At 55.5% G+C, this 20532-nt stretch carries 14 protein-coding genes; 1 reads left to right on the top strand and 13 read right to left on the bottom strand.

Features of this window, described 5'->3' with window-relative positions:
- Positions 1 to 18: 18 nt before the first annotated feature.
- The 11 genes from IK012_RS05390 to IK012_RS05340 all read right to left on the bottom strand — a co-directional run bounded on the left by IK012_RS05390 (position 19) and on the right by IK012_RS05340 (position 15407).
- On the bottom strand, positions 19 to 1389 hold the full coding sequence (locus IK012_RS05390; protein WP_290951577.1) for a nucleotide sugar dehydrogenase: 1371 nt from the start codon (positions 1387 to 1389) through the stop codon (positions 19 to 21).
- A 150-nt stretch (positions 1390 to 1539) separates the two neighbouring features.
- Complete coding sequence (locus IK012_RS05385) at positions 1540 to 4221, bottom strand: CotH kinase family protein (protein WP_290951573.1); 2682 nt, start codon at positions 4219 to 4221, stop codon at positions 1540 to 1542.
- 174 nt (positions 4222 to 4395) lie between these two features.
- A complete protein-coding gene (locus tag IK012_RS05380) occupies positions 4396 to 5229 on the bottom strand; it encodes an EamA family transporter (RefSeq protein WP_290951571.1) in 834 nt (277 codons plus the stop codon).
- A 3-nt stretch (positions 5230 to 5232) separates the two neighbouring features.
- Positions 5233 to 7584: a lytic transglycosylase domain-containing protein gene (locus tag IK012_RS05375; protein ID WP_290951569.1), complete on the bottom strand. Its 2352-nt coding sequence runs from the start codon at positions 7582 to 7584 to the stop codon at positions 5233 to 5235.
- Between the two features lie 15 nt (positions 7585 to 7599).
- Entirely contained in the window at positions 7600 to 9450 is a 1851-nt protein-coding gene (gene ptsP, locus IK012_RS05370; protein ID WP_290951567.1) for a phosphoenolpyruvate--protein phosphotransferase, read from the bottom strand.
- Positions 9422 to 9694, bottom strand: coding sequence for an HPr family phosphocarrier protein (locus IK012_RS05365; protein ID WP_290951564.1), 273 nt, complete (start codon positions 9692 to 9694; stop codon positions 9422 to 9424). Before IK012_RS05365 ends, ptsP begins: the two co-directional genes overlap by 29 nt.
- Positions 9695 to 9701: 7 nt before the next feature.
- On the bottom strand, positions 9702 to 10610 hold the full coding sequence (locus tag IK012_RS05360) for an MlaD family protein (RefSeq protein ID WP_173378995.1): 909 nt from the start codon (positions 10608 to 10610) through the stop codon (positions 9702 to 9704).
- A gap of 93 nt (positions 10611 to 10703) precedes the next feature.
- The gene (locus IK012_RS05355; protein ID WP_290951559.1) at positions 10704 to 11354 is read right to left on the bottom strand and encodes an RNA methyltransferase; all 651 of its coding nucleotides are present in this window, start codon (positions 11352 to 11354) and stop codon (positions 10704 to 10706) included.
- A gap of 8 nt (positions 11355 to 11362) precedes the next feature.
- Positions 11363 to 12406, bottom strand: coding sequence for a hypothetical protein (locus IK012_RS05350; RefSeq protein WP_290951556.1), 1044 nt, complete (start codon positions 12404 to 12406; stop codon positions 11363 to 11365).
- A gap of 13 nt (positions 12407 to 12419) precedes the next feature.
- Entirely contained in the window at positions 12420 to 13976 is a 1557-nt protein-coding gene (locus IK012_RS05345; RefSeq protein WP_290951554.1) for a pitrilysin family protein, read from the bottom strand.
- Positions 13977 to 14378: 402 nt separating this feature from the next.
- A complete protein-coding gene (locus tag IK012_RS05340; RefSeq protein WP_290951552.1) occupies positions 14379 to 15407 on the bottom strand; it encodes a VWA domain-containing protein in 1029 nt (342 codons plus the stop codon).
- A 185-nt stretch (positions 15408 to 15592) separates the two neighbouring features.
- On the opposite strand from IK012_RS05340, the gene IK012_RS05335 reads away from it, so the two are divergent.
- Positions 15593 to 16708, top strand: coding sequence for a diguanylate cyclase (locus tag IK012_RS05335; RefSeq protein ID WP_290951550.1), 1116 nt, complete (start codon positions 15593 to 15595; stop codon positions 16706 to 16708).
- Positions 16709 to 16761: 53 nt separating this feature from the next.
- Here IK012_RS05335 and IK012_RS05330 read toward each other — a convergent pair whose 3' ends face one another.
- Together IK012_RS05330 and IK012_RS05325 are read right to left on the bottom strand one after the other, a co-directional pair.
- Positions 16762 to 17865 carry a VWA domain-containing protein gene (locus IK012_RS05330; RefSeq protein ID WP_290951547.1) on the bottom strand — a complete coding sequence of 368 codons (1104 nt, stop codon included), beginning with the start codon at positions 17863 to 17865 and terminating at the stop codon, positions 16762 to 16764.
- A gap of 412 nt (positions 17866 to 18277) precedes the next feature.
- Entirely contained in the window at positions 18278 to 20437 is a 2160-nt protein-coding gene (locus tag IK012_RS05325) for a glycosyl hydrolase family 8 (RefSeq protein WP_290951545.1), read from the bottom strand.
- Between the last annotated feature and the right edge of the window lie 95 nt (positions 20438 to 20532).

The following is a 20532-nucleotide window of genomic DNA, read 5'->3' as shown; positions in this document are numbered from 1 at the left end:
TAAGAACCTATTCCGTAATTACTCTGCCTTACCCTTACCTATGGACGAGACCTCGAAGCCGATCTTGCGGAGAGCGTCGGCATCCAGGATATTGCGTCCATCAAATACGAAGGCCGGCTTGGCCATGCCCTTGTAAATGCGGTTCCAGTCGAGTTCAGCAAAACATTTCCATTCAGTGCAGACGACCACGGCGTGTGCGCCTTCGGCGGCCTTGTACGGGTCTTCTTCGAACTGCACCTGGTCGATAACATCTTTCAAGTCGCGCTTCGCATCGGGGATGGCCTTCGGGTCGGTCACGACCGGCTGCGCATGTTCAGCGAGCAAGTCACGGACCACGAGGTTCGCGGGGCTTTCGCGGGTATCGCCGGTGTTCGCCTTGAAGGCGAAACCGAACACGGCAATCTTCTTGCCGGCAATGGTATTGAACATCGTTTCGAGCATGCGGTCCACCACGCGGTGGGTCTGCCACTCGTTGATCTTCACGACGCTTTCCCAGTAGGCGGCGACTTCGGGCAGTCCATAGTAGCCGCACAGGTACACGAGGTTCAAAATGTCTTTCTTGAAGCAGGAACCACCGAAACCGATGGATGCCTTGAGGAACTTCGGGCCGATGCGGCGGTCCTTGCCCATCACGTAGGCGACTTCGTCCACGTCGGCGCCGGTCTTTTCGCAGAGGGCGCTGATGGAGTTGATGGAGCTGATGCGCTGTGCGAGGAAGGCATTCGCGGTGAGCTTCGTGAGCTCGGAACTCCAGAGGTTCGTCGTGAGGATGCGGTCACGCGGCACCCAGTGGGCATAGACGTCGACCAGCTTCTGGCAGGCGGCGAGGCCCGATTCCGTCTGGTGGGATCCGATGAGCACGCGGTCCGGTTCGAACAAATCGTTGATGGCGGTACCTTCGGCGAGGAACTCCGGGTTCGAAAGCACTTCGAAGTGCAGGCCCTTGTCATTGGAATTCAGGATGCGTTCCATCGCGGCGGCGGTACGCACAGGGAGCGTCGACTTTTCGACGATAATCTTGCCTTCGTCCGCAATTTCCAAAATGTTGCGAGCCGTCTTTTCCCAGTACTGCAAGTCGGAAGCCTTGCCGGCACCGTGGCCGAACGTCTTGGTCGGGGTATTCACCGAAACGAAGATGATATCGGCTTCCTTGATAGCGGCGGGGATATCCGTGCTAAAAAACAGATTACGACCACGGGCACGCTTCACCACGTCGTCGAGGCCAGGTTCAAAAATCGGAAGGTTGTCGCTGTTCCAGGCATCGATACGGGCCTGGTTAATATCGACTACGGTCACTTTCACATCGGGACACTTGTCGGCAATAACAGTCATAGTGGGGCCACCGACGTAGCCCGCGCCAATACAAAGAATCTTGGTATTGAAGTTCATAATGTGTAAAAAATAGCAATAAATCCCCTCGCAGGCACACCCTTAACGGAAAGGTCGTTGTAAAAAAGAAAACGGCCTTTTTTCGCCCGTTTTTGGCATTTTTGGGCACATTTTAGCCATTCCGAACTCCCCCAGAAAATGTGAGCAAGGTTACTTAAAAATTGCAGTAAGCGAAGCGACCGATTCGGGGTCGATTGTCCGAGAAATATCCTTGGAACCATCGCTCCAGCTGTCGAACACACCGCCCGCAGTCGGTTCCGCAGAAACCGTCACGGCATGCCCCTTAAAGAAAGGCACCTTCAAGGTCGGCACATCCAGCTTTAACCCGTGAACGGCAACCGTTCCCGGCCCAGTCGCAGAAAGCGTCACTTCCGCAATCTCGCCGAGTTCGAAATACTCCATCAGTTCCGCCAGCACAACACCCGGGCGTTCCTTCGCGAAGTCCTTGATCATTTCCAGTTGTTCCGCCATGCGGGTCTTGCTCTGGCCCCAGCGCTTCTGGTCCTGCGGGACTTCCGATTCGATTTCGGACATCATCTTCTCGATACGGTTCAAGACCCGTGAACTCGAGAAGTTCATCTGCAGCAACACCGCCATGCGGTTCACGAATGCCGCCCTGAAGCCCTCATTTTCAAGCATGCGACGCAACAACAGCGTGTGTTCTGGGCCATTCGGCCAACCTTCCCCATCCTCGGCGGTGGCAAATTCGAATATGTTGTTCGTATATTCGCTGTAATCGTTCCCCATGCCAAAATCCAGGTCGTACAGGAACCACTTCCACTTCGTCTTCGGATTCGTCCCGCGCCACTTTTTCATGTTGTTCGCAGGCCAATCGCGGTTGTTCGCATATATTTCGGTATGCATGTAGTTCATGTAGTTGTCTACGTCTATTTGCGATGCCATGTAGGCGTAGTTATCCTCGTCATCGAGGTGGTGCGTTTCGAGCCAGTCCATGAGCGCCACGTAATCAACCGCAGAGCCCGCCGAAACGGCATTGTCCGCCTTGATCAAGTCGACCGCATTGGGGTCTATCCCGTAATGCGTTTCGAAATAGTATTCGGTCGAACGTTCACGAATGCTATGGATACCGAAATACTCACCGTTGTAGTACACGACGGCAAATCGCCCGCGCTGGTAATCGACTCCGAGCCCTTCGCTCACAGAACTCGCCAGCCGGTCACGGATGTAATCGTTGGGGAAGTTGCTCCCGTTGTTGCGCAACAGGAACACCTTGAACTTGTTGAGTTCTGGGAACTCGGGGAACAGCTGGTATTTCAAGCGGCTGTCGCCGTACTTCTCGCGGAAGGTAATCGCCACAGACTTTTTATTGTTCTGGCGGCTGTAATTGCCGAATATCTTGAGTCCGGCTCGTTTTGCAAAGGCGGGTTCATTCGTACCCGGCTCAAGGAGTTCTACGGCAACGGGGATTTCCTTGTCCAGCCAGTAATTTGCACCATAATGCGGTTCCTTTTCCTGTGCAAAATTGCCCTCCATATAGATGCCCGTATCAGGGTCAAAGAGCGAATTCGGGTCGGCAGTCACGAAAACAACCGGCACCGCACGGGAATCGTCCAAAACATAGGTGCGGAAAACCTCATCGCCAGGGAGCGCTCCAGGCGTAAAAGCAGCACAACGTAGGGTCGTCGTCGAGTCTATAGACAACGTTGTCACTACAGGGCTATCGGCTATCGGAGCAAGGCCTCCCTTTCCACAATGCACATCGCCATTATCGGGGAAATGGATTTCAAAAGGCTCCTTGAAGAATCCAGAAGGCGGCAAATCCGCCAGAGTGTCCAGGGCGGGAGAGCGATTCTCGTTCACGTCGGCAAACGGCAATCCATATGGAGACGGTTCCGCATAGCCAAAACCCAATCCCCCGTTCAAGCCGCCCATGCTCCATGTCATGCCCACAGGTACATGCGGGTAGGCGATGGAATCCACAATCACGTGCTCGGCATTCATCAGGTAAAGCGAGCCGCCTGATTTGTTCAGCTTAAAGTTCGCATGCGGTTCATGTCCACTGTTACGCGCGATATAGCTAAAAACTTTTACCGTAACTTCCTGTGTCTCGTTCGCCTCCGGACTCATACGGGTACCGTAAATGTTCGCAAGATCGGGGAACGTCGACCCCGTCGGGACTGCCGTGCGGTAGACTGTCGAAGAATCCCCCGTTCCCGTCAATATGATTTCGTACCCTTTCCAGTCATCCACATCCGGCTGCGTCAACCGGAAAGAAACCTTCCTATCCTGCGTGATGTAGGCCTGAATCAAAATCTCGTTCGTCTTCGAAATATCGAGAACGTCTTCCGGATTGGAACTTCCCGTACCCACGAACACCGCGATGGACGACCACCCCAGTTCCTCGTTATCACCCAGCTTCATGACCGCCCCAAATCGGGTCTTGCCACCTTCTCCAAAACAATTTTTTCTCTGGCCTTCCAGCGGGTCCGCGTAGCTATAACCCGGCGGGTCGCTCTGCGCATCGGTCCAAGTCCAGCATCCATGACCAATCATATCCACTGAATCGTGCGGCATCACGTAATCGGGATAGTTCTTTCCCGACATGAAAATCACCAGGAACGAGTAAGGCGGAACAACCACGTTCCCGAGTTTCCATTTTTCCGGATTCTCTTTCGAATCCGTCAAGAACATTCCGGACAAGTCGACCGTATCAGCAGAATTGTTGGCCAGTTCCACCCAGCCGTCATCATCGCCTTCATGGTCCTTATACGATATATTGACAGGATCGACCTCGGTAAACTTCACAGAAATGCCGACATCGGGAAGTAAATCCGCCGCACCCACAGAAGAACTGCTTTCCGATAGCTCCACATCCGACGAATTTGAGGTATCACCGGAACACCCCGACAATGACATCGTCGGAATAAAAAAGAATAGAGCCCCATACAAGCCCTTCCTCAAAACGGCCTTAATCATCCGTTTTTAATATATATAAAAAAGGCCGGAGCGGAATTTTACGACACACCGCCCCTAATCCAAGTTGTTCTACTTCTTGCGTCTGGGCCTGCGGACCACAAAAAGGGCCGCCCCCATCAAAACCAAGAGCACCGAAATAATCTTTCCTATCGGGAAGGCTTCGGAAAAAACGACCGCACCGGCAAGAATGGGCACCGCGGCACCGACCGCGGCACTGAACGGCACGATGAAAAGGGCGCGGCCACGCGAGAAGGAAATCTGCGAATAGAGGAAGGCTATACCGTAGGTGAACACGTAGCCCCACACGCGCGGGTCAAGCAGCAGCCCCAAAATAGAGGACATGTCCACGTTATCGAGGTCAAAGTCCATCGTCACGCTCTTGTAGAACGCGGCAGAAAGCCCGAACCCAATCCCCATAATGAGCGAGTCCGTCATTTCGCGGTTCTTGCACAGGAACTGGGCAAGGAGCGCCACAAAGGAAAGGGCGCCCGCGAAAGACCACAGGAGGGCTACATTCTGCATCCCGGTAGATTCACCCAGGTTCTCAACGGAATACAGGAGACCCGCCACCACGAAGCAGATGGCCACCACGATGCGCTTCGTCAGCGCCTCCTTCAAAATGCAGAACCCCATCAGGGCGGTGAGCACCGGGTTCAAGACCATCATGGGCTGCACCTGCGAAAGGTCGTATCGCGCCATCGCGATGTAGTAGCCGACCGTAGCAAGGACGGAGCAGCCGATTCCCAGCCACCAGAACTTATTCGATATGACACCCTTGAAAAATTCCCAGGGCCTGGACGTGCCGCCGGTAAGCTTGCCGACAGTGGAAACCCCCGACTTCTCAAGGATGTTTCCGCATGCAAAAAGGAACGCAGGGCCGATTGTTAGAAGAAGGAAAAGCATTACCTAAATCCCGTCATAAATTTCTTGATAAATCCAGTAGTTCCCCATGACGCGCTTCACGTAGTCGCGGGTTTCCCAGTAGCTGATTTCCTCGGCGCGGATATCCCAGGGCTTGCCTTCGCCCGCGGCCTGCCAGCGCTTGGTGGGTTTCGGGCCCGCGTTGTAGTTCCCGAGCACATACATGTAATCGTCACTGTATTGCGCCTTCAGGTCCACGAGGTAGCGGATGCCGAGCCTGATATTCATGTACGGGTTATACAGTTGCGAAGGGTCGAAGGTTTCCAGGCTTTCCTGCTTCGCGAGCATCTTGCCGGTCGCAGGCATAATCTGCAACAGCCCGCACGCGCCCGCAGGCGATGTAATCTGGTAATCGAATATGGATTCCTGACGCATCACGCTGTACACGAAGAACGGGTCGATGCGCGATCCGGAATGGAACTTCACCTGGTCCGTGTACGGCACCGGGAACAGATAATGCAGCACGTCGATGGGAGGCGCCATCAATTTGCGGCGGTCTATCTGGGCCTGGAACTGGCGTGCGAGCCTGTAACCCGCGGCAATCTCGCCCATGTCGTAGAACAGCTTGCCGTATTCGTACAAGAAATCCAGCCGCTTCGCATTCTTCTTGCGCGCCTCGTCGTACAGGGCGAAAGCCTCGTCGCTGAACCCGTACTGGAAAAGCGTCTTGATGCGGTTGTAACGCTCCGGCGTATACGTCGGGTCGGCCTTCTCGTTCTTCTGGAGGTTGCGCACCCAGGCGAGCGCCTCTTCGGGCGACATCGCAATCCCGCGGGCATACGGCACCTCGGAAGCTTCCATGAGTTTGTATTCCACCAGCTTCATGCGGCTCTTGTGCGCATAGTAGGCCAGCGGGAAATCGCGGATGCAGTCGAGGTAGGCCTCGCGAGCGAGCGAATCCTTCCCCAGCTTCATGTAGGTATCGCCCAGGAACATGCGGGCGCCGCTGCCGCTCCACAGGAAGGGTTCCTTGGTCGCTTCGATAAACGCCTGCTCGGCCTCGGCCCATTTTTCCTGCTTGAAGTAGATGAAGCCAATGCGGAACTTCGCCCACTGGCGCTTTACGTTGTTCTTGAAACGCGGATTGGCCAACTTCTTGAAGCACACCACCGCGCTGTCGTAATTTTCCTTCTGCTCGTATTCGAAGCCCTTCACCCACAGGTTGTTCGCGTTTTCCTTGCTGAACTGGCTCGCATCCTGCAGCATCGCGTCGAGCCGGCGGATTTCCTTCGTGTTCTTCTTGGTAGCGCTACGGAGCAGGCGGAGTGCCGCCTGGATCCACACGGGGCGCGCCTCCACGGAATCCACGAGGAACTTGAACTGGTTCGCCGCCTCGTCGGTGCGGTTCAGGGCCTTCAAGGCATTGCCGCGTTTTTCCCACAAGACGATTCGCGTATTCATATCGAGCGTACTTGCCGGCAACAGCGCCTGCAGGGAATCCGTCGAAGGCGCCACCGCGGTTTCCGGCTGCGACTGCACCATATCGCGGTCCATAATCGCGATGGAATCCAAAAGGCCCATGCAGTTCGACGCCTCGTCCTTCGCGCAGGCCATCTTGGCGTATGCGACCTTCTCGGCAAGCGATTCCGGGGCCGCCTGCACCGAGCGGAGCCTGCGGACTGCGATAAAGGCAGAATCGCGGTACGGCGTCGATGTCGCAAGCAACTGCATGTAAAGACGCTTCGCCTGCTTCTGTTGCTTATTTTGTTCTAAATACATCGCATAGCGGTACTTGAGCACCGCGGCATCGTCGCCCTTGGGGTACTTGTCCAAGAAAGCCTTCAGGGAGTCGGCGCGCGATGATTCCTTCAGCGACGAATCCGCAAGGGCGGCTTCCACGCGGAGCCGAGCCGCAGTTTTCGCAAACACGGCGTTCTTCTCGAACTTCTTGCCCAACGCAAGCGCCGAACGCATTCCGGAGAAATCTTCCTGGTTGAACCTGGACCTCGCCATGCGGAGCACGACTTCGGATTCCAGCTTCGGGTCGCGGGCGCGCAGGCCGTCGTAGGCCGCATAGGCGCTGTCCCAATTTTCGGTATAGTAGAAGTAAGCTGCCTTCGCGTAATCGCGCACGTTCGTCGCAAGGGTCGTATCTTCCATGCTCTTCTTCGCGCGGTCCGCACGCACGACGCGGTTATGGAAATCGGCAGACGCAATCTGTTCCAGCCCAGCATACGGGTTCTCGGGAACCGCCAGCGCGCTTCCGTCGGTCGAAGCGTTCCCGCCAAGCGTTCCGTCCGCGGGCTTGTCGCCATTCTCGCCAGAGGCATGGCATGCGACAATCAATCCCAAAACAGGAACAAAACGGCGGAAAAGCACCGATTTAAAAAACGACATTCACACCTCCAAGAATCAGGACTTCGCCGATTCGTTCGCGACCTGGCCGATAAAGCTCGAAATGCCGAGGTCGGTAATTGTCTGTGCGTACTTCCTGTACATGTATCCGTTCACGCTGTTGGCGTCGTCCATCTGCAATACGGCGAGAGCGCTCTCGCGCACTTCCTCGAAGTTGATGGAACGGATAATTTTCTTCGTCGCCATAACGCTCCAGGGCGTCATGGAAAGTTCATCGACACCGAGCCCCACAAGCAGAAGAACGCTGATAGGGTCGGAACCCATTTCGCCGCAGACCGCCACCGGGATGCCTTCCCTGTGGGCCGCATTCACCGTCTGGTAAATCATCTTCAATATCGCGGGATGGTGCGGCTGGAACATGTCCGAAATGAGTTCGTTCGTACGGTCGACCGCGAGCGTGAACTGGATAAGGTCGTTCGTACCGATGCTGAAGAAGTCAGCCTCCTTCGCGAGCATGTCCACGAGCACGACCGCGGCAGGCACTTCGATCATCACGCCCACCTTCACCGGAGCGCATTCGAAGCCTTCCGCCTTCAGTTCCTCGGAGCAGCGCTTTATGTAGGACTTCGCCTTGCGGAGTTCGTCGAGACCCGAAATCATCGGCAGCAAGATACGCAAGTTTCCCTTGACGTTCGCCTTGAGAAGCGCCTTCAGCTGCGTGCAGAAAATATCCACTCGGTCGAGGCACACGCGGATGGACCGCCATCCCATGAACGGGTTCGCCTCGCTCGTCGCCGTAATGCCGGACACGAGCTTGTCGCCGCCCGCATCGAGCGTCCTTATCGTCACCGGGCACGGAGAGAGCGCGTCGAGAAGTTGCGTGTAGGCTTCCGTCTGTTCTTCTTCCGTCGGGGCTGCATACTGCAAGAACAGGAATTCCGAACGGTACAGGCCCACGCCCGTCGCCCCGTAGTCCATCACCTTGGCGGCCTCGTTCGGGAGTTCGACGTTCGCGTGCAGCGTGATGTACTTGCCGTCGCGGGTCATCGGTTCGAGCCGGCGCATGGTGAACAGTTCACGGCGCTGGCGTTCGAATACTTCCTGGCGCTCGTGGAACTTGCGGATGTCGTCCTCATTCGGATTCACGATGACAAGGCCACCCGAGCCGTCCACGATAAGGGTATCGTTGGTCTTCACGACCGCGGCCACGTTCCTCAGGCCGGAGACGACCGGAATCTGGAGGGAGCGGGCAAGAATCGCCACGTGGCTCGTACGTCCGCCGGTATCCATCAGGAGAGCACGCGCCTGTCCGGGCTTGAGCGCCATCAAGAAGCTCGGCAAAACCTCGTGCGCCACGATCACGGCGCCGTCTTCGGTGGAGACTTCCTCCAAGGCAGGTTCGGTGTCTTCCATCGCCGCCATGAGGCGGTTGTGCAGGTCGCGCAGGTCCGCCGCCTTGTCGCGCATCGCGGGCGAATCAATCTTTTCAAAATTATCGATGTAACCGCCCAGAATCACATGCAACGCCCAACGGGCGCTCTTGCGTTCCTTGCGGATCAAGTTCAGGGTCCCGTTCACCAGTCCCGGATCCTGCAGGATCATCAGGTGCGTCGCAAAGATCAAGCTGTCGTGCACGCCGGTGCGGGTTTCGGAGATTTCCTTGATTTGCGAAATCTCCTTGGAGGTGCGGGTTATCGCCTTGCGGAACTTTTCCTCTTCCGCGGCAACCCTAGATTTGGGAATGGATTCTTCAACAACCGTTATCTCGCGGCTTGCCACCTGGAACGCGCGCCCCATGACATAGCCGGGCGACGCAGGGATACCTACCAGGACCCGCCTTTCGGACTTCTTGCCGGAAGGCGCGGCGGTTCCCCCATTATCAGCAGGGTTCTTCGTTGAAGTTGTCATGGAAGAGCGTTTCCAGTTTCTGTACCACTTCCTGTTCGTCTTCGCCGTCCACTTCGAACAGGACATCGGACCCGACCGGAATAGCGAGCATCATGACGTTCAGGATGCTCTTGGCATTCGCCCTGGAGCCGTCGAACTCGATGGTGACGTCGCTTTTCGCAGGGCCCGTGATATCGACAATCATCCCGGCGGGCCTTGCATGAATTCCAAGCTTATTCGTGACTTTGAGAACCTTCTCTATCATCGTTTCCTCAGAAGAAATCCACATTGACATCAAGCCCGTCGTGCAGAATCACGCGGAACAGGCTATCCGCCGAATGAACCGTCTTGACCAGGTCGTCGTGCAGCTTCCTGTCGGACAAAAGTATACCGACCGTATTGTCACGGGATTGCACCTTGGCAATCAGTTCATCCAGGTGCTTGGTAACACCCTCAAGTTCGTTCATCAGGCCGTCGGCATTCCCGATGACCTTGTCGGCATTGGCAAACAGGCCGTCTATAGGCGGCTTGACTCCATCCACGAGCGCATCCACCTTGCCCATCACCTCGTTCAAGTTGTTCAGGCTCTTCTTGAGCTGCGGATCGGTCGTGTTGACCATGACCATCAGGCGGTCTTCCAAAGATTCCGCCTTGGTAAGGATGGTGCGGAAACGCTCCTGGAAATCCGGACTCGCGATAGTGCCGTTCAAGGCCGCCTTCACGGATTCAAGCAGAACCTTCGTGCTATCGCAAACTTCGCCGGCAAGCCCGAGCGCTTCGGCAATACCCGAATCAAACTGACCGTTGATGGTATCGCCCGGTGCCCAGTAGCTTTGGGCATCACCTAAAATCATGCCAATCTGGCGTTCACCCATGATACCGATGTTCTGGACGCGAATTTCGGAATCCTTCGGGATCTTCACGTCGGTACGCAGGCGGATACGCACCACCACGCGGTGACCGGCCAGGCTGATGTCCTCTACCTTACCCATCTTGACGCCATTGACCTTCACGGGGTCGTCGAGCACCAGGGTACTCACCTGGGTAAAGCGCAGATAGAAAATATTGAAGGTTTCGCGCGGGTCCTTCTCGTTCAGGAAGAACATACCGAACACGAGTATCACGACAGCCAAGAGAACGACCAGGCCGACAGAGAAGTATAGGACAGAATTCTTTTTCATTCTAGGTTCAAATTAGTTTTTTCCCCGCGACACACGGGCGAGGGACGACACGAAAAGGGGATTTTTGGCCCATGTTCGCCATTTTTCGGGTCCTTAGGCCTCCACGCGCACTATCGGGCTGTTGTTCTCGATGCCGTTCACGTGGCGGTCGAGCCAGTCGCGCAGCAGGGCATCCCTTTCTGCCGGGGGCAACAGGAACTTTTCGCGGCCTTCCTTCTGCATATAAACGTCGAGGTAGGTCATGAGCACGCCGCCCGCGACCGAAACGTTCATCGATTCGGTGATGCCGTACTGCGGCAGCTTGAATTCGTAGTCGGCATGGGCGAGCGTATCCGGATGGTTCCCGTGGAATTCGCTACCGAGGTAGAAGGCGGTGGGCTGGCTCAGGTCGAGGTCCAGCACGGAATTCGTGGTGTTCGTGCTCGCAACCGCAATCTTGTAGCCCTTCGCGCGGAGCTTTTCCATGCAGAGCATGCGCTTCTTGTACAAGTACAGGCTCATCCACTTGTAGCTGCCCTTCAAGATGGACTTGTTCACGCTGTAGGCGTTATCCTCTTCGATGATGTGCACGTCCTGCAGGCCGAACACTTCGGCGGTACGGATGACGGCCGAAATATTGTGCGGGTCGAAAAGGTCTTCGAGCACCATGCAAAAGTGCCTCGTGCGGCGGTTCACCACGCCGGTCAAAAGTTCACGGCGCCGTTCGGTGACACGGGCCAGGAGGGATTCGAGATCTTCTTTCACGTTTTCGCTCATTTTGTCTGGATCCTTGTATCGTCAACTTTTATGGGAACGCTTTCGAGCCTCTGCTTCTCGCGTTCCTTCTTCAACTTTTCGAAATCACCCAATCTCCACGGGGCTCCGTTCACCACGTTTTCGAAATCGATTACGTACTGCACGTTGTCAAAAGACTTCAATTTCGCGTTATTGAGCATCGGTTCCTTGTCGCCGCCAAAATAGCGGCCCGATGACTTCTTGATGTCACTCACGATGTGGTCGATCTTGTCGTTCACCACGTTCTTGAAAACCTGCATCTGCATGATGGAATTCAGCACGGTATTGCCGGGAAACACGATTGCCGTTAATTTGTAATTAATGTGCTTGTCCGAAGTTTCGTCCATGTCCAGGAATGCGATGGCGGTTCCATGCAACGACCACTTGAGGACCTTCGCATGTCCGTACCCGAAGAACATGTAGCGCATGCCGAGCTTTTGTCCCGCACTGTCCTGCAGCGCCCAGTAGAACTCGCCCGAAAGGCTCCTGCCGTTGCTCCCCCGGAAATACCGGCGGTTCTTGCTCGTGTATTCGAGTTCGTAGTTCGTCCCGAGATACGCATTGATGAGGTCGGCCGTGAAGGGCATGTTGTCAAACAGGTAGTTGATGACGTTCTCGCCCAGCATGAGCGTTCCCTTGTTCTCGTAAACGGCCCTGTACCTGCGGCCGAGCCTCGCAAAGACTTCTTCGGCCATCGGTACACCCGGCTTGGGTTCGAACCCGCGCTTCACCACCTCGCGGAACACACCGCAGTATTCGTTGTCGTACTTGAGGTGCGGCCAGGGATGCTTATCGCCCGCGGAACACCCGCGGAAATCCACGTCAAGGCACTTCTTGAGGCCAGAGCAGAGCGCGCGCACGTCGTCTTCGTTGCCAAGCTTTTTCACCAGCTGGTTGCGCACCACCGAATCGGCACCGAGCATGTTCTCGGATTCGCCCGCAAAAGAACTTACGCACGAAAACATCACGAAGAGAATCGCGACGATAAACTGCGGTGCATATGTCCAGGCTTTTCTCTGCATACCTATCCTGCGCCTACCTGAAATCAAGGCTGTCAAGCGGAATCACGGTAAAGGGCTTGAGGCTTTCGAGCTTGGATACCGGACCCACGACCGAAATCGTCATCTTGTCCTTCGCGTAATACTTCGCGATCATCGCCTTCACCTGTTCCGCGGTAACGGCGTTGATTTCCTTCACGTAGTCGAGGTAATGGTCGAACGTCTTCCCGATCATCTCGTTCTTCGCGAAGATGGTGGCGGTCGAAGCCGGAGAATCGAATTCGCCCGGGAGGCTCTCGACAAGCGTCTTCTTCGCCATCGAAAGTTCTTCTTCGCTCGGGCCTTCCTTCGCGAGTTTCTCGATTTCGCCGTAAATGAGTTCCAGCGCACGGGCCGCGGATTCCACCTTCGTCTGCAGGCCGATGGTGATCATCGCGGTATCGCGGTAGTCGTTGCCGGCGCGGCTGCTGATATGGTAAGCAAGACCCTCATCGCTACGCACGCGCGTCATGAGGCGCGAAGAGAACGAGCCGCCGCCCAGAATGAAGTTCGCGACCGCCGTCGGGTAATAATCCGGATGCGGACGCTTCACGAAGGGCTGGTTCAGCGAGATGTTCGCCTGCGTAATGTCCTTGTCCACCACATAGATTCCCGGCTTGTTCAGGAAGGCAATCGGTGTCGGGGCATCGAACAGCGGCTTGCCCTTGACAGGCTTCGCCGGTTCCGCATTCCAGCGGTCAAAGAAATCCTTCAGCACCACGATGGCGCTATCGCGGTCGATATCGCCCGAAAGAGCGAAAACGACGCGCCCTTTCGCGAAGGCACCCTGCGACAAGCGCTTAAGGTCGGCAACGGCGACCTTCTTGTACTCGTCGGCATTCGCTTCCCACAGGCGCGGGCAAGGCACGTAGTTCACCTTGTTCCGGAGCGAAGAAAGCACCTTCGCCGGAGTGTCGAAACGCTGCTCGTAGGCGGTAACGAAATTCGTCTTCACGATTTCGAGCTGTTCCTTGTCGAACGCGGGCTTCAAAACCACCTTCTGCGCAAGGTCGAGCATCGTCGGGAAATCCTTGGTAAGGCTGTTCACGCTAAAGCTCGAGACCCAGGTCCCGACCGACGTCGAAAGGCCCGCACTTATAAATTCAAGAGTATCATCCAGCGCATGCGCAGAAATTTCCGCACCGCCTCCACGACGGAACATCGAGCCCACGATTTCGTTCGCGGCCTCGTCCTTGATATCGGTCGGCACGCGCGGATTCTCGAAATACGCGGTGAAGTTCACCAGCGGGAGGCTGCGATCCACGACGATGTAGCCCGCGATGCCCGGGGCAAGTTCCACACGGAAATCCTTCGGGTACGGAGCCACGTACTTGTAGTCGGGATATTGGATGTCCTTGTACGAGGCAGGGAGCGCGTTTGCCGAAGCAGGCGCCGCTTGCGCAGGTTCAGAAGCTGTTTGCGCCGGGGCGGGTTCTGCAGCAACGGGAGCAGACTGCGCCGGAGTCTCGGTCTCGGGAGCGGGCCCGGAAGAGCATGCCACCATGCCGGCCAGCCCGAACCCCATACAGGCAATAATAAATTCAACTTTTTGCATCGTCTTATAATATAGATTTTTCATCAACGCGCGATGGTACCGCCCGGATGCCTATTTTTCTCAAAAACGTGTTCTTCCAAGTTGGAATAACAATTTTTCGGTACAGGTATCCTGTGCGGGAAAAAATCCTTATATTAGTCAAAGAGCCCTTCCGGTGGATTATTACTCGGTGTCGCCTCGGCGAGCCGCCCGTCTCCAAGAGAGACACACCCACCTGAAGGGCTCTTCTCTATCCTCCTAAAAAACTAAAAGGTTCTGTGCGTCCGCACAGAACCTTTTAGTTTTTTAGTTTATAAAAGACCGCTCGCGCTACATTCATGCGGGCCATACCCGCAACAAACATCCTGCCGCCAGAAAATCCAGCAACTAGCGACCAGCGACCAGTAACCAGACCGTAGACCCTTAGCTGAATCTGCCGGCGAGTTGCTTGCGGCGGCGGCCGCGTTCCGACACGACTGCCTCTATGAGGAACAGGAGGGCGGCAAGCCCGAGGAAAATCTGGTAGCGGTCCTGGTAATTTTCCATGCGGTCGCTAGCCTGTTCCTTCTTCTCGAGACTCGCAATTTCGTTCAGCACCTTCTGCAGCTGGAACTCGCCCGGAGACGCGTAGAAATACAGCGCGCCGGTCACGCTCGCGATTTCTTGCAGCGTGCCTTCTTCGAGACGCGTCGTCACGATATTGCCCTGCATATCCTTCTTGTAGGCGACCTCGCCGTTCTTCGTCTTCACCGGGATAGGCACGCCCTCGCGGCTACCGATACCGATGGTATAAATCTTGATGCCCATTTCGGCCGCTTCCTTCGCGGCGTTCACGGCGGCGGCCTCAAGTTCCTCGCCGTCGCTCATGAGGATCATCACCGAATACTTGCCGGCGCCTCCGGAATTCTTGAACAGGCTCATTCCCTTGCGGATGGCGTTCTCGAGGTTCGTACCCGGCATGAGCCAGCCCGGATTCAGTTCGCGCAACATCATCTGGACGGTACCGTAGTCAAGCGTAAGCGGGACCATCACTTGAGCTTCACCGCTGAAGGCGACAAGGCCCACGCGGTCGCCCGAAAGGCTCTCCAGGAACGAGGAAATCTCATGACGGCTGCGCACGAGGCGGTTGGGTTTCACGTCTTCGGCAAGCATCGAAAGGGAAATATCCTGCAACAGCACAAGGTCAAGTCCACGACGCTCGATATGTTCCATCTTGCGGCCCCACTGCGGGCGCGCAAGCGCTACGAACAGGAAGGCGATAGCCAACAGCAATATGAGGACCTTCGCGAGCCTGCGCCAAGGAGAGACGCTCGTGGAGAGTTTGGAAAGCATCGGGAGAGACACAAACCGCGCAGCCAACTTTTTACGGCGGCGGTAAGCATAGTAGAAAAGAAGCGCGAAAAGCGGCAGTGTAAACAGGCACCACAAAAAATTCGGCTCGGCAAAACGCATCGCATCCTCCAAAGGGGCAAAACAACGGGACTCAAACCCGCGCCCCCCTGAATATACAAAAAACAGGCTATTTCGCCCCAATTTTTGCGTTAATTTGCCAAAAAATCACAAAAATTAAGTTTTTTTATCATTAAATGACATTGTTGTTAAAGAAAAGTTATATTTTGCTTATTGGGGGTATGTGTATGGATTTCACATCTCTTATAATCGAAATAGACATCATTAGTGTCATCGTACTAACAATGATATGGTACGGCAACGCTGAGCGTGCCATTCTGGACAAGGCGGCCCACGGTTTCCAACTGTTGGTCGATTTTTCCATTGCCTTCTGCGTCCTCAACTCGCTCGGTCTCTTCATCCCCTCGACAAACGTCCCCTTCATCAGGATTGTCAACAGCATCAAGGTAATCACCTGTATTTGTATGGGCTGCAGCTGGTTCCTGTCCGTATTCTATACGACATCCGCAAACCCCTACATGTTGCGGAAATGGCTAATCCCCATCATTTTCCCGAGCATCATCTTCAGCGGCATCACCATAGTCGAAACATTCATGCACCTGAATGTCACGCCCATCATCCTGCATCCGGTCATATGGGGCCTCCTGAACATCCTTTCCGTCGTGTACATCGTCTCGGCATCCGCCCTGTGCCTCACCCAGGCCAAAAAATGCACCAACAGGTTCCGCAGGCGTGAACTTTATGTGCTCTCGTTCGCCATGATACTTCCCCTGTTCTCCCTAATTTTGCAGGCGAAGTTCTACTACATCCCCATCACGTCCCCGGCATTCGTCGTCATCACCCTGTTCCTCTACCTGTTCAAGACCAACCAGAACATCACCATCGACATAACGACCGGGCTCAACAACACGAACAAATTCTCGTCTTACCTGGAGACAATAACGCAGAGTCAGAACCCCGCCAAGAGGCTCTTCCTTATCAAAATCGAGATAGACAACTTCAAGACGATGCAGAAGCTCCACGGCAAGGTCACGGGCGTCATCGCGCTCAAGAAAATGGCGGACTTCTTGCGCCGGCAGTGCTCCGGACGCGGTCTTTTCATCGCATACTACGAAAAGGCGACATTCGCCATCGTCGCCGAATGCTCCGATTTCTCCGAAATAGAGAATTTCACGAACAAGGCTATCGCGGCAAGCGCCGAGAACCAGGACTTTACGGACGGTCCGTGGCCAATCACTTTCAGCATTCATTGGGCCGAATACGGCACTTCCGAGACGCGCACCATCGATGCGCTCCTGAACAAGGTCGACAAGAACTGCATCAAGCCCGCTACGAAACTGTAGCACGGGCTTTCCGTATACAACGAATCTAGATTACCGCCACTGACCGGCGGGCGTTACGGGATGCGCACGAAGCGCGTATTCGCAAGCAGCAATTCCAAAAGCACGAGAATCGCACCCGCGAGGAGCCACGGGTAGAACTTTTCCGCATACCGGGCGTAAGCGACCGTCTCAATCTCGGTCTTTTCGAGCTGATCAATCTCGGAATAGATTTCCTCGAGCTGTTCCTTGTTCTCGGCGCGGTAGAACTTGCCGCCCGTCTTCGCGGCGACCGACTTGAGGGTCGTCTCGTCGATACCTTCCTCGGGCGTGATGTCGCGCTCGCCCCACGAGATTTCACCCGTCCACGGGTTCTGCTGGAAGGCGAGAATCTTACCCTTCTTCTTGCCCACGCCTACGGTATAGACCTTCACGCCCAGCGACTGAGCGACTTCCGCCGCACGCACGGGCGAAATCACGCTGGCATTGTCGCGTCCGTCGGTCAAGAGCACCACGACCTTCGATTTAGCCTCGGACTTCTGCAGGCGGGCGAGCGCATTCATGAGGCCATCGCCGATGGCGGTACGGCCCGCAATCACGGAATCCTTCGCCAGTTCGTCAGTCGCCTTCAAGATTTCGAGCAGGCTGCCGTAATCGAGCGTAAGCGGGCACTGCGTCACCGCGCGGCTACCGAAGGCCGAAAGACCGATGCGGTCGCTGTGGCGCTTCTGGATGAAGTCGGCAATCACCACCTGGGCATAGCCCATACGGCTGTATTTCCAGTAGTCGCCCGACTTGAGGATGCGTTCGGCGTTCATCACCCCGAGTTTCGCCTGCTCGGTACGAGTAAGCATGTCGAGCGTTCCCATGGAGCCTGAGACGTCGAGCGCGAGCATGATGTCGACACCATCGGTATTCGTGTATTCCACTTCCATCGCGTTCTGCGGGCGCGCAAGCGCCACCACGAAGCAGCAGAGGGCGGCCAGGCGCAAGGCAGGCACAATGTGGCGCAGGCGCACGCGGCGGCTGGGCACGGCCTTCTTCGCAATGGAAAGCGCAGGGAACTTGATGGTACTCTTGCGGCGCTGCTGGCGGTAGACATACAAAGCTATCAAGACGGGAACAAGAACAAACAGCCAGAAGGCTTCGGGATTCTGAAAATGAAGTGCGCCAATATCCATATTAAGCTCCAAAAATTCCTAGGGGTCTTTCCCCGCCAAGAATATACAAAAGCCGAGAGTCGTAGGCAAGTACACTTGCGTATGACCGAGGCGCCCAGTATGGCTCTGCATGCTAAGTATGGCTCTGCTTTTATGCTGCAGAGCCATATACAAAAGCCGAGAGTCGTAGGCAAGTTTCGTGCGGCATAAGCGAAGCCCCAGATATCAATCTGGAGCTGAGCATGCCGGCGAGGGGGCGCTGACTTACGCTAATGCAATCTCCTTTTTCGCCCCCGAGCTTTCTTTACAGCGTATGACCGAGGCGCCCAGTATGGCTCTGCTTGTCCAACATGGCTCTGCTTTTATGCTGCAGAGCCATATACAAAAAACCGCGACCCGAGGGCCGCGGCTTTTTCAAATTCGAACCAGTCGATTACTTGACGGCAATCGTGTGGACCTTGCCACCGACACGCACCAGGTACGTTCCCTTGTTCGGGACCGTGATGCCCTGAGAAGCGCACTGGACCTTGCCAGAGGCGACAACCCTGCCCTGCAGGCTGAACACGGCGTAGTCGGAACCGACCTGAGCGCCGAGCACATGGACCTGGTTACCGGAAGCGATAACCTTCACGCCCGAAACGAACGAACGCTGCACGAAGGATTCCGGGCCCGGACCCGTACCACACTGAGGATCCGGAACCTTGATACCGGTAATCTTCTCGGGGTCGATAACGTTGCCGCTATCGTCGATGAATTCAACAGCCTTGATGGAGAGGGAACCAATGCCACCTGCGGCATCCTTGACTTCCCACTTGAGGCCCTTGAAGGTCTTCAAGATATCCTCACCCATCGGAGCGTCGTTTTGGTTCACCCAATCGAGGAGACCTCCCTCGTACTTAGCATTCGGGTCATCGAAGCCCTTAAACCCGCAACTTAGCGGGGTCAAGTCGTATGTCGTAGTCTTGTAATCATCAGAATTAGGCACAAAGGTACCCGGTTCGGCACCGGCCTCGGCAGTCATTTCGCTAAGGGTCGCCATGCGGATGGGGCCGGAGGCCTTCATGGTCACGCGCACTGCCTTGACATTGAACTTCGTAAGGTCGACACCCTTCTTGTCGTCAGAGAGGAAGGACATCGCGATACCGGCGGACGGGTACTTGAGGGTACCGGCAGCAGCGGCTTCGGCAGTCCATTCCGGTTCCGGACCGATTTCCATGGAAGCGTCGGCAGTAATTTCACAATTCCTCTTGTAAAGCGGAGAGGAGCCCGAATCCGGAGACATCTTCGTACCGATACCGAGCTTGTCGTGGTATGCACCCCAGTTCCAGAAGCCGGAAACACCGACCGTGGAATCACCGGAAGCCATCTGTTCGCCTTCGGCATCCGAAATGCTCGTGGCGAGGCTCGGGTCCGGTGTGAACTTGGTAAAGCCACTCATATCGTAGAGATTGGGCATGTTACCCGTCATGAGGAGCAGGTAGAGGAGATTAAGAGTCGAGGGGTAGTACTTCTCGCCCGGGTTCGAACCTTCGCCACAGCCGTTAGCCTTCTCGCAGCTCGTCTTCTTGGCGAGGAAGTTATAGACGGTCTCCATATAAGCCTTGGCTTCGGAGCTTTCGACAGAAGAAGTCGCAAGACCGAGACCACCGGTGAACGTAGAAGAAGCAAACCTGCGCTTCTCAGAAAGTTCGGGTTCGCCATCGATATAATAACCGGAGTTCACGCCACTGCCCGTGTGGGTAGTCGGGATGAGCCAGTTGGAAATCTTTTCGTTGAACTTCCTGGCTTCGGAGTCGCCGAACCAATAGTAGGCCCAGGCCATGCGCCACGGAGTACGGGCGGCATCGTCAAAGAAGCCGGCCGCTTCGGCCTGCTGCACAGAGGCACTCGTCTTGGTCGGCTTGTGGCTGTTCCAGTCACACCAGTCCGGAACAAGGCCCGTAGAAGAATTGCGGCAAGCAGTCAAATCAGAGTAAGCCGTCGAGGCGATGCTGGAGGACCAGCTGCTATTTACCTTTTCGAACACCTTGAAGTTTGCCGTCGTCGCGTAGCTCGGGTTGAACGCATCGTTCCACTGGTTACCCGGCTTGATGTGATTGCTACTGATGTCATTCGTGGCCATCCAGCCAATAAGCGTCTTGGCATCGTTCAGGTAGGATCCGCCCCACTGCTTGGAAGCCATCACAAGAGCGAGGGCTGCATCGAAGTCAGCGTCGGAGGCAGAACCCGAGCCGCCATTACAACCGACACGCCAGTTCATACCGGCGCCATTACCGCCATTGGACTTCCATGTGCCATAGAGTTTGTCAAATATTTGCTGGTCATCCATGTACACGGTAATCAACATACCGTAGGCAATGGCTTCGGAAACCGTCGAGCAAGTTCCTTCAGGAGCGAGAATCCAACCCTGGCTTGCATCGTACCAGGCTTTTTTCCACTTACTATAGTGGTCCTTGATCATGTCCGTATTTGCAAACGGAATCGTATAGCCGTTGGGGCTCTTCATGTTCTGCGGGAACGGGAACGAGCCCGCCATCGCCGTCGTCGCAGCCAGAGCGGCCACGCACATTGTTGCTTTAATGAAGTTTTTCATCTACATCCTCATTTTTTGGTTTTCCCACCCGAATTTAAATATAATTGAACTCGAGGAGTATTGCACCCCGTAAAGATGTAATAATTCCGTTGCAT

Source organism: Fibrobacter sp. (assembly GCF_017551775.1).
In the GTDB taxonomy this organism is placed as follows: Bacteria; Fibrobacterota; Fibrobacteria; order Fibrobacterales; family Fibrobacteraceae; genus Fibrobacter.
This window is presented reverse-complemented; position numbering and strand designations above follow the sequence as displayed.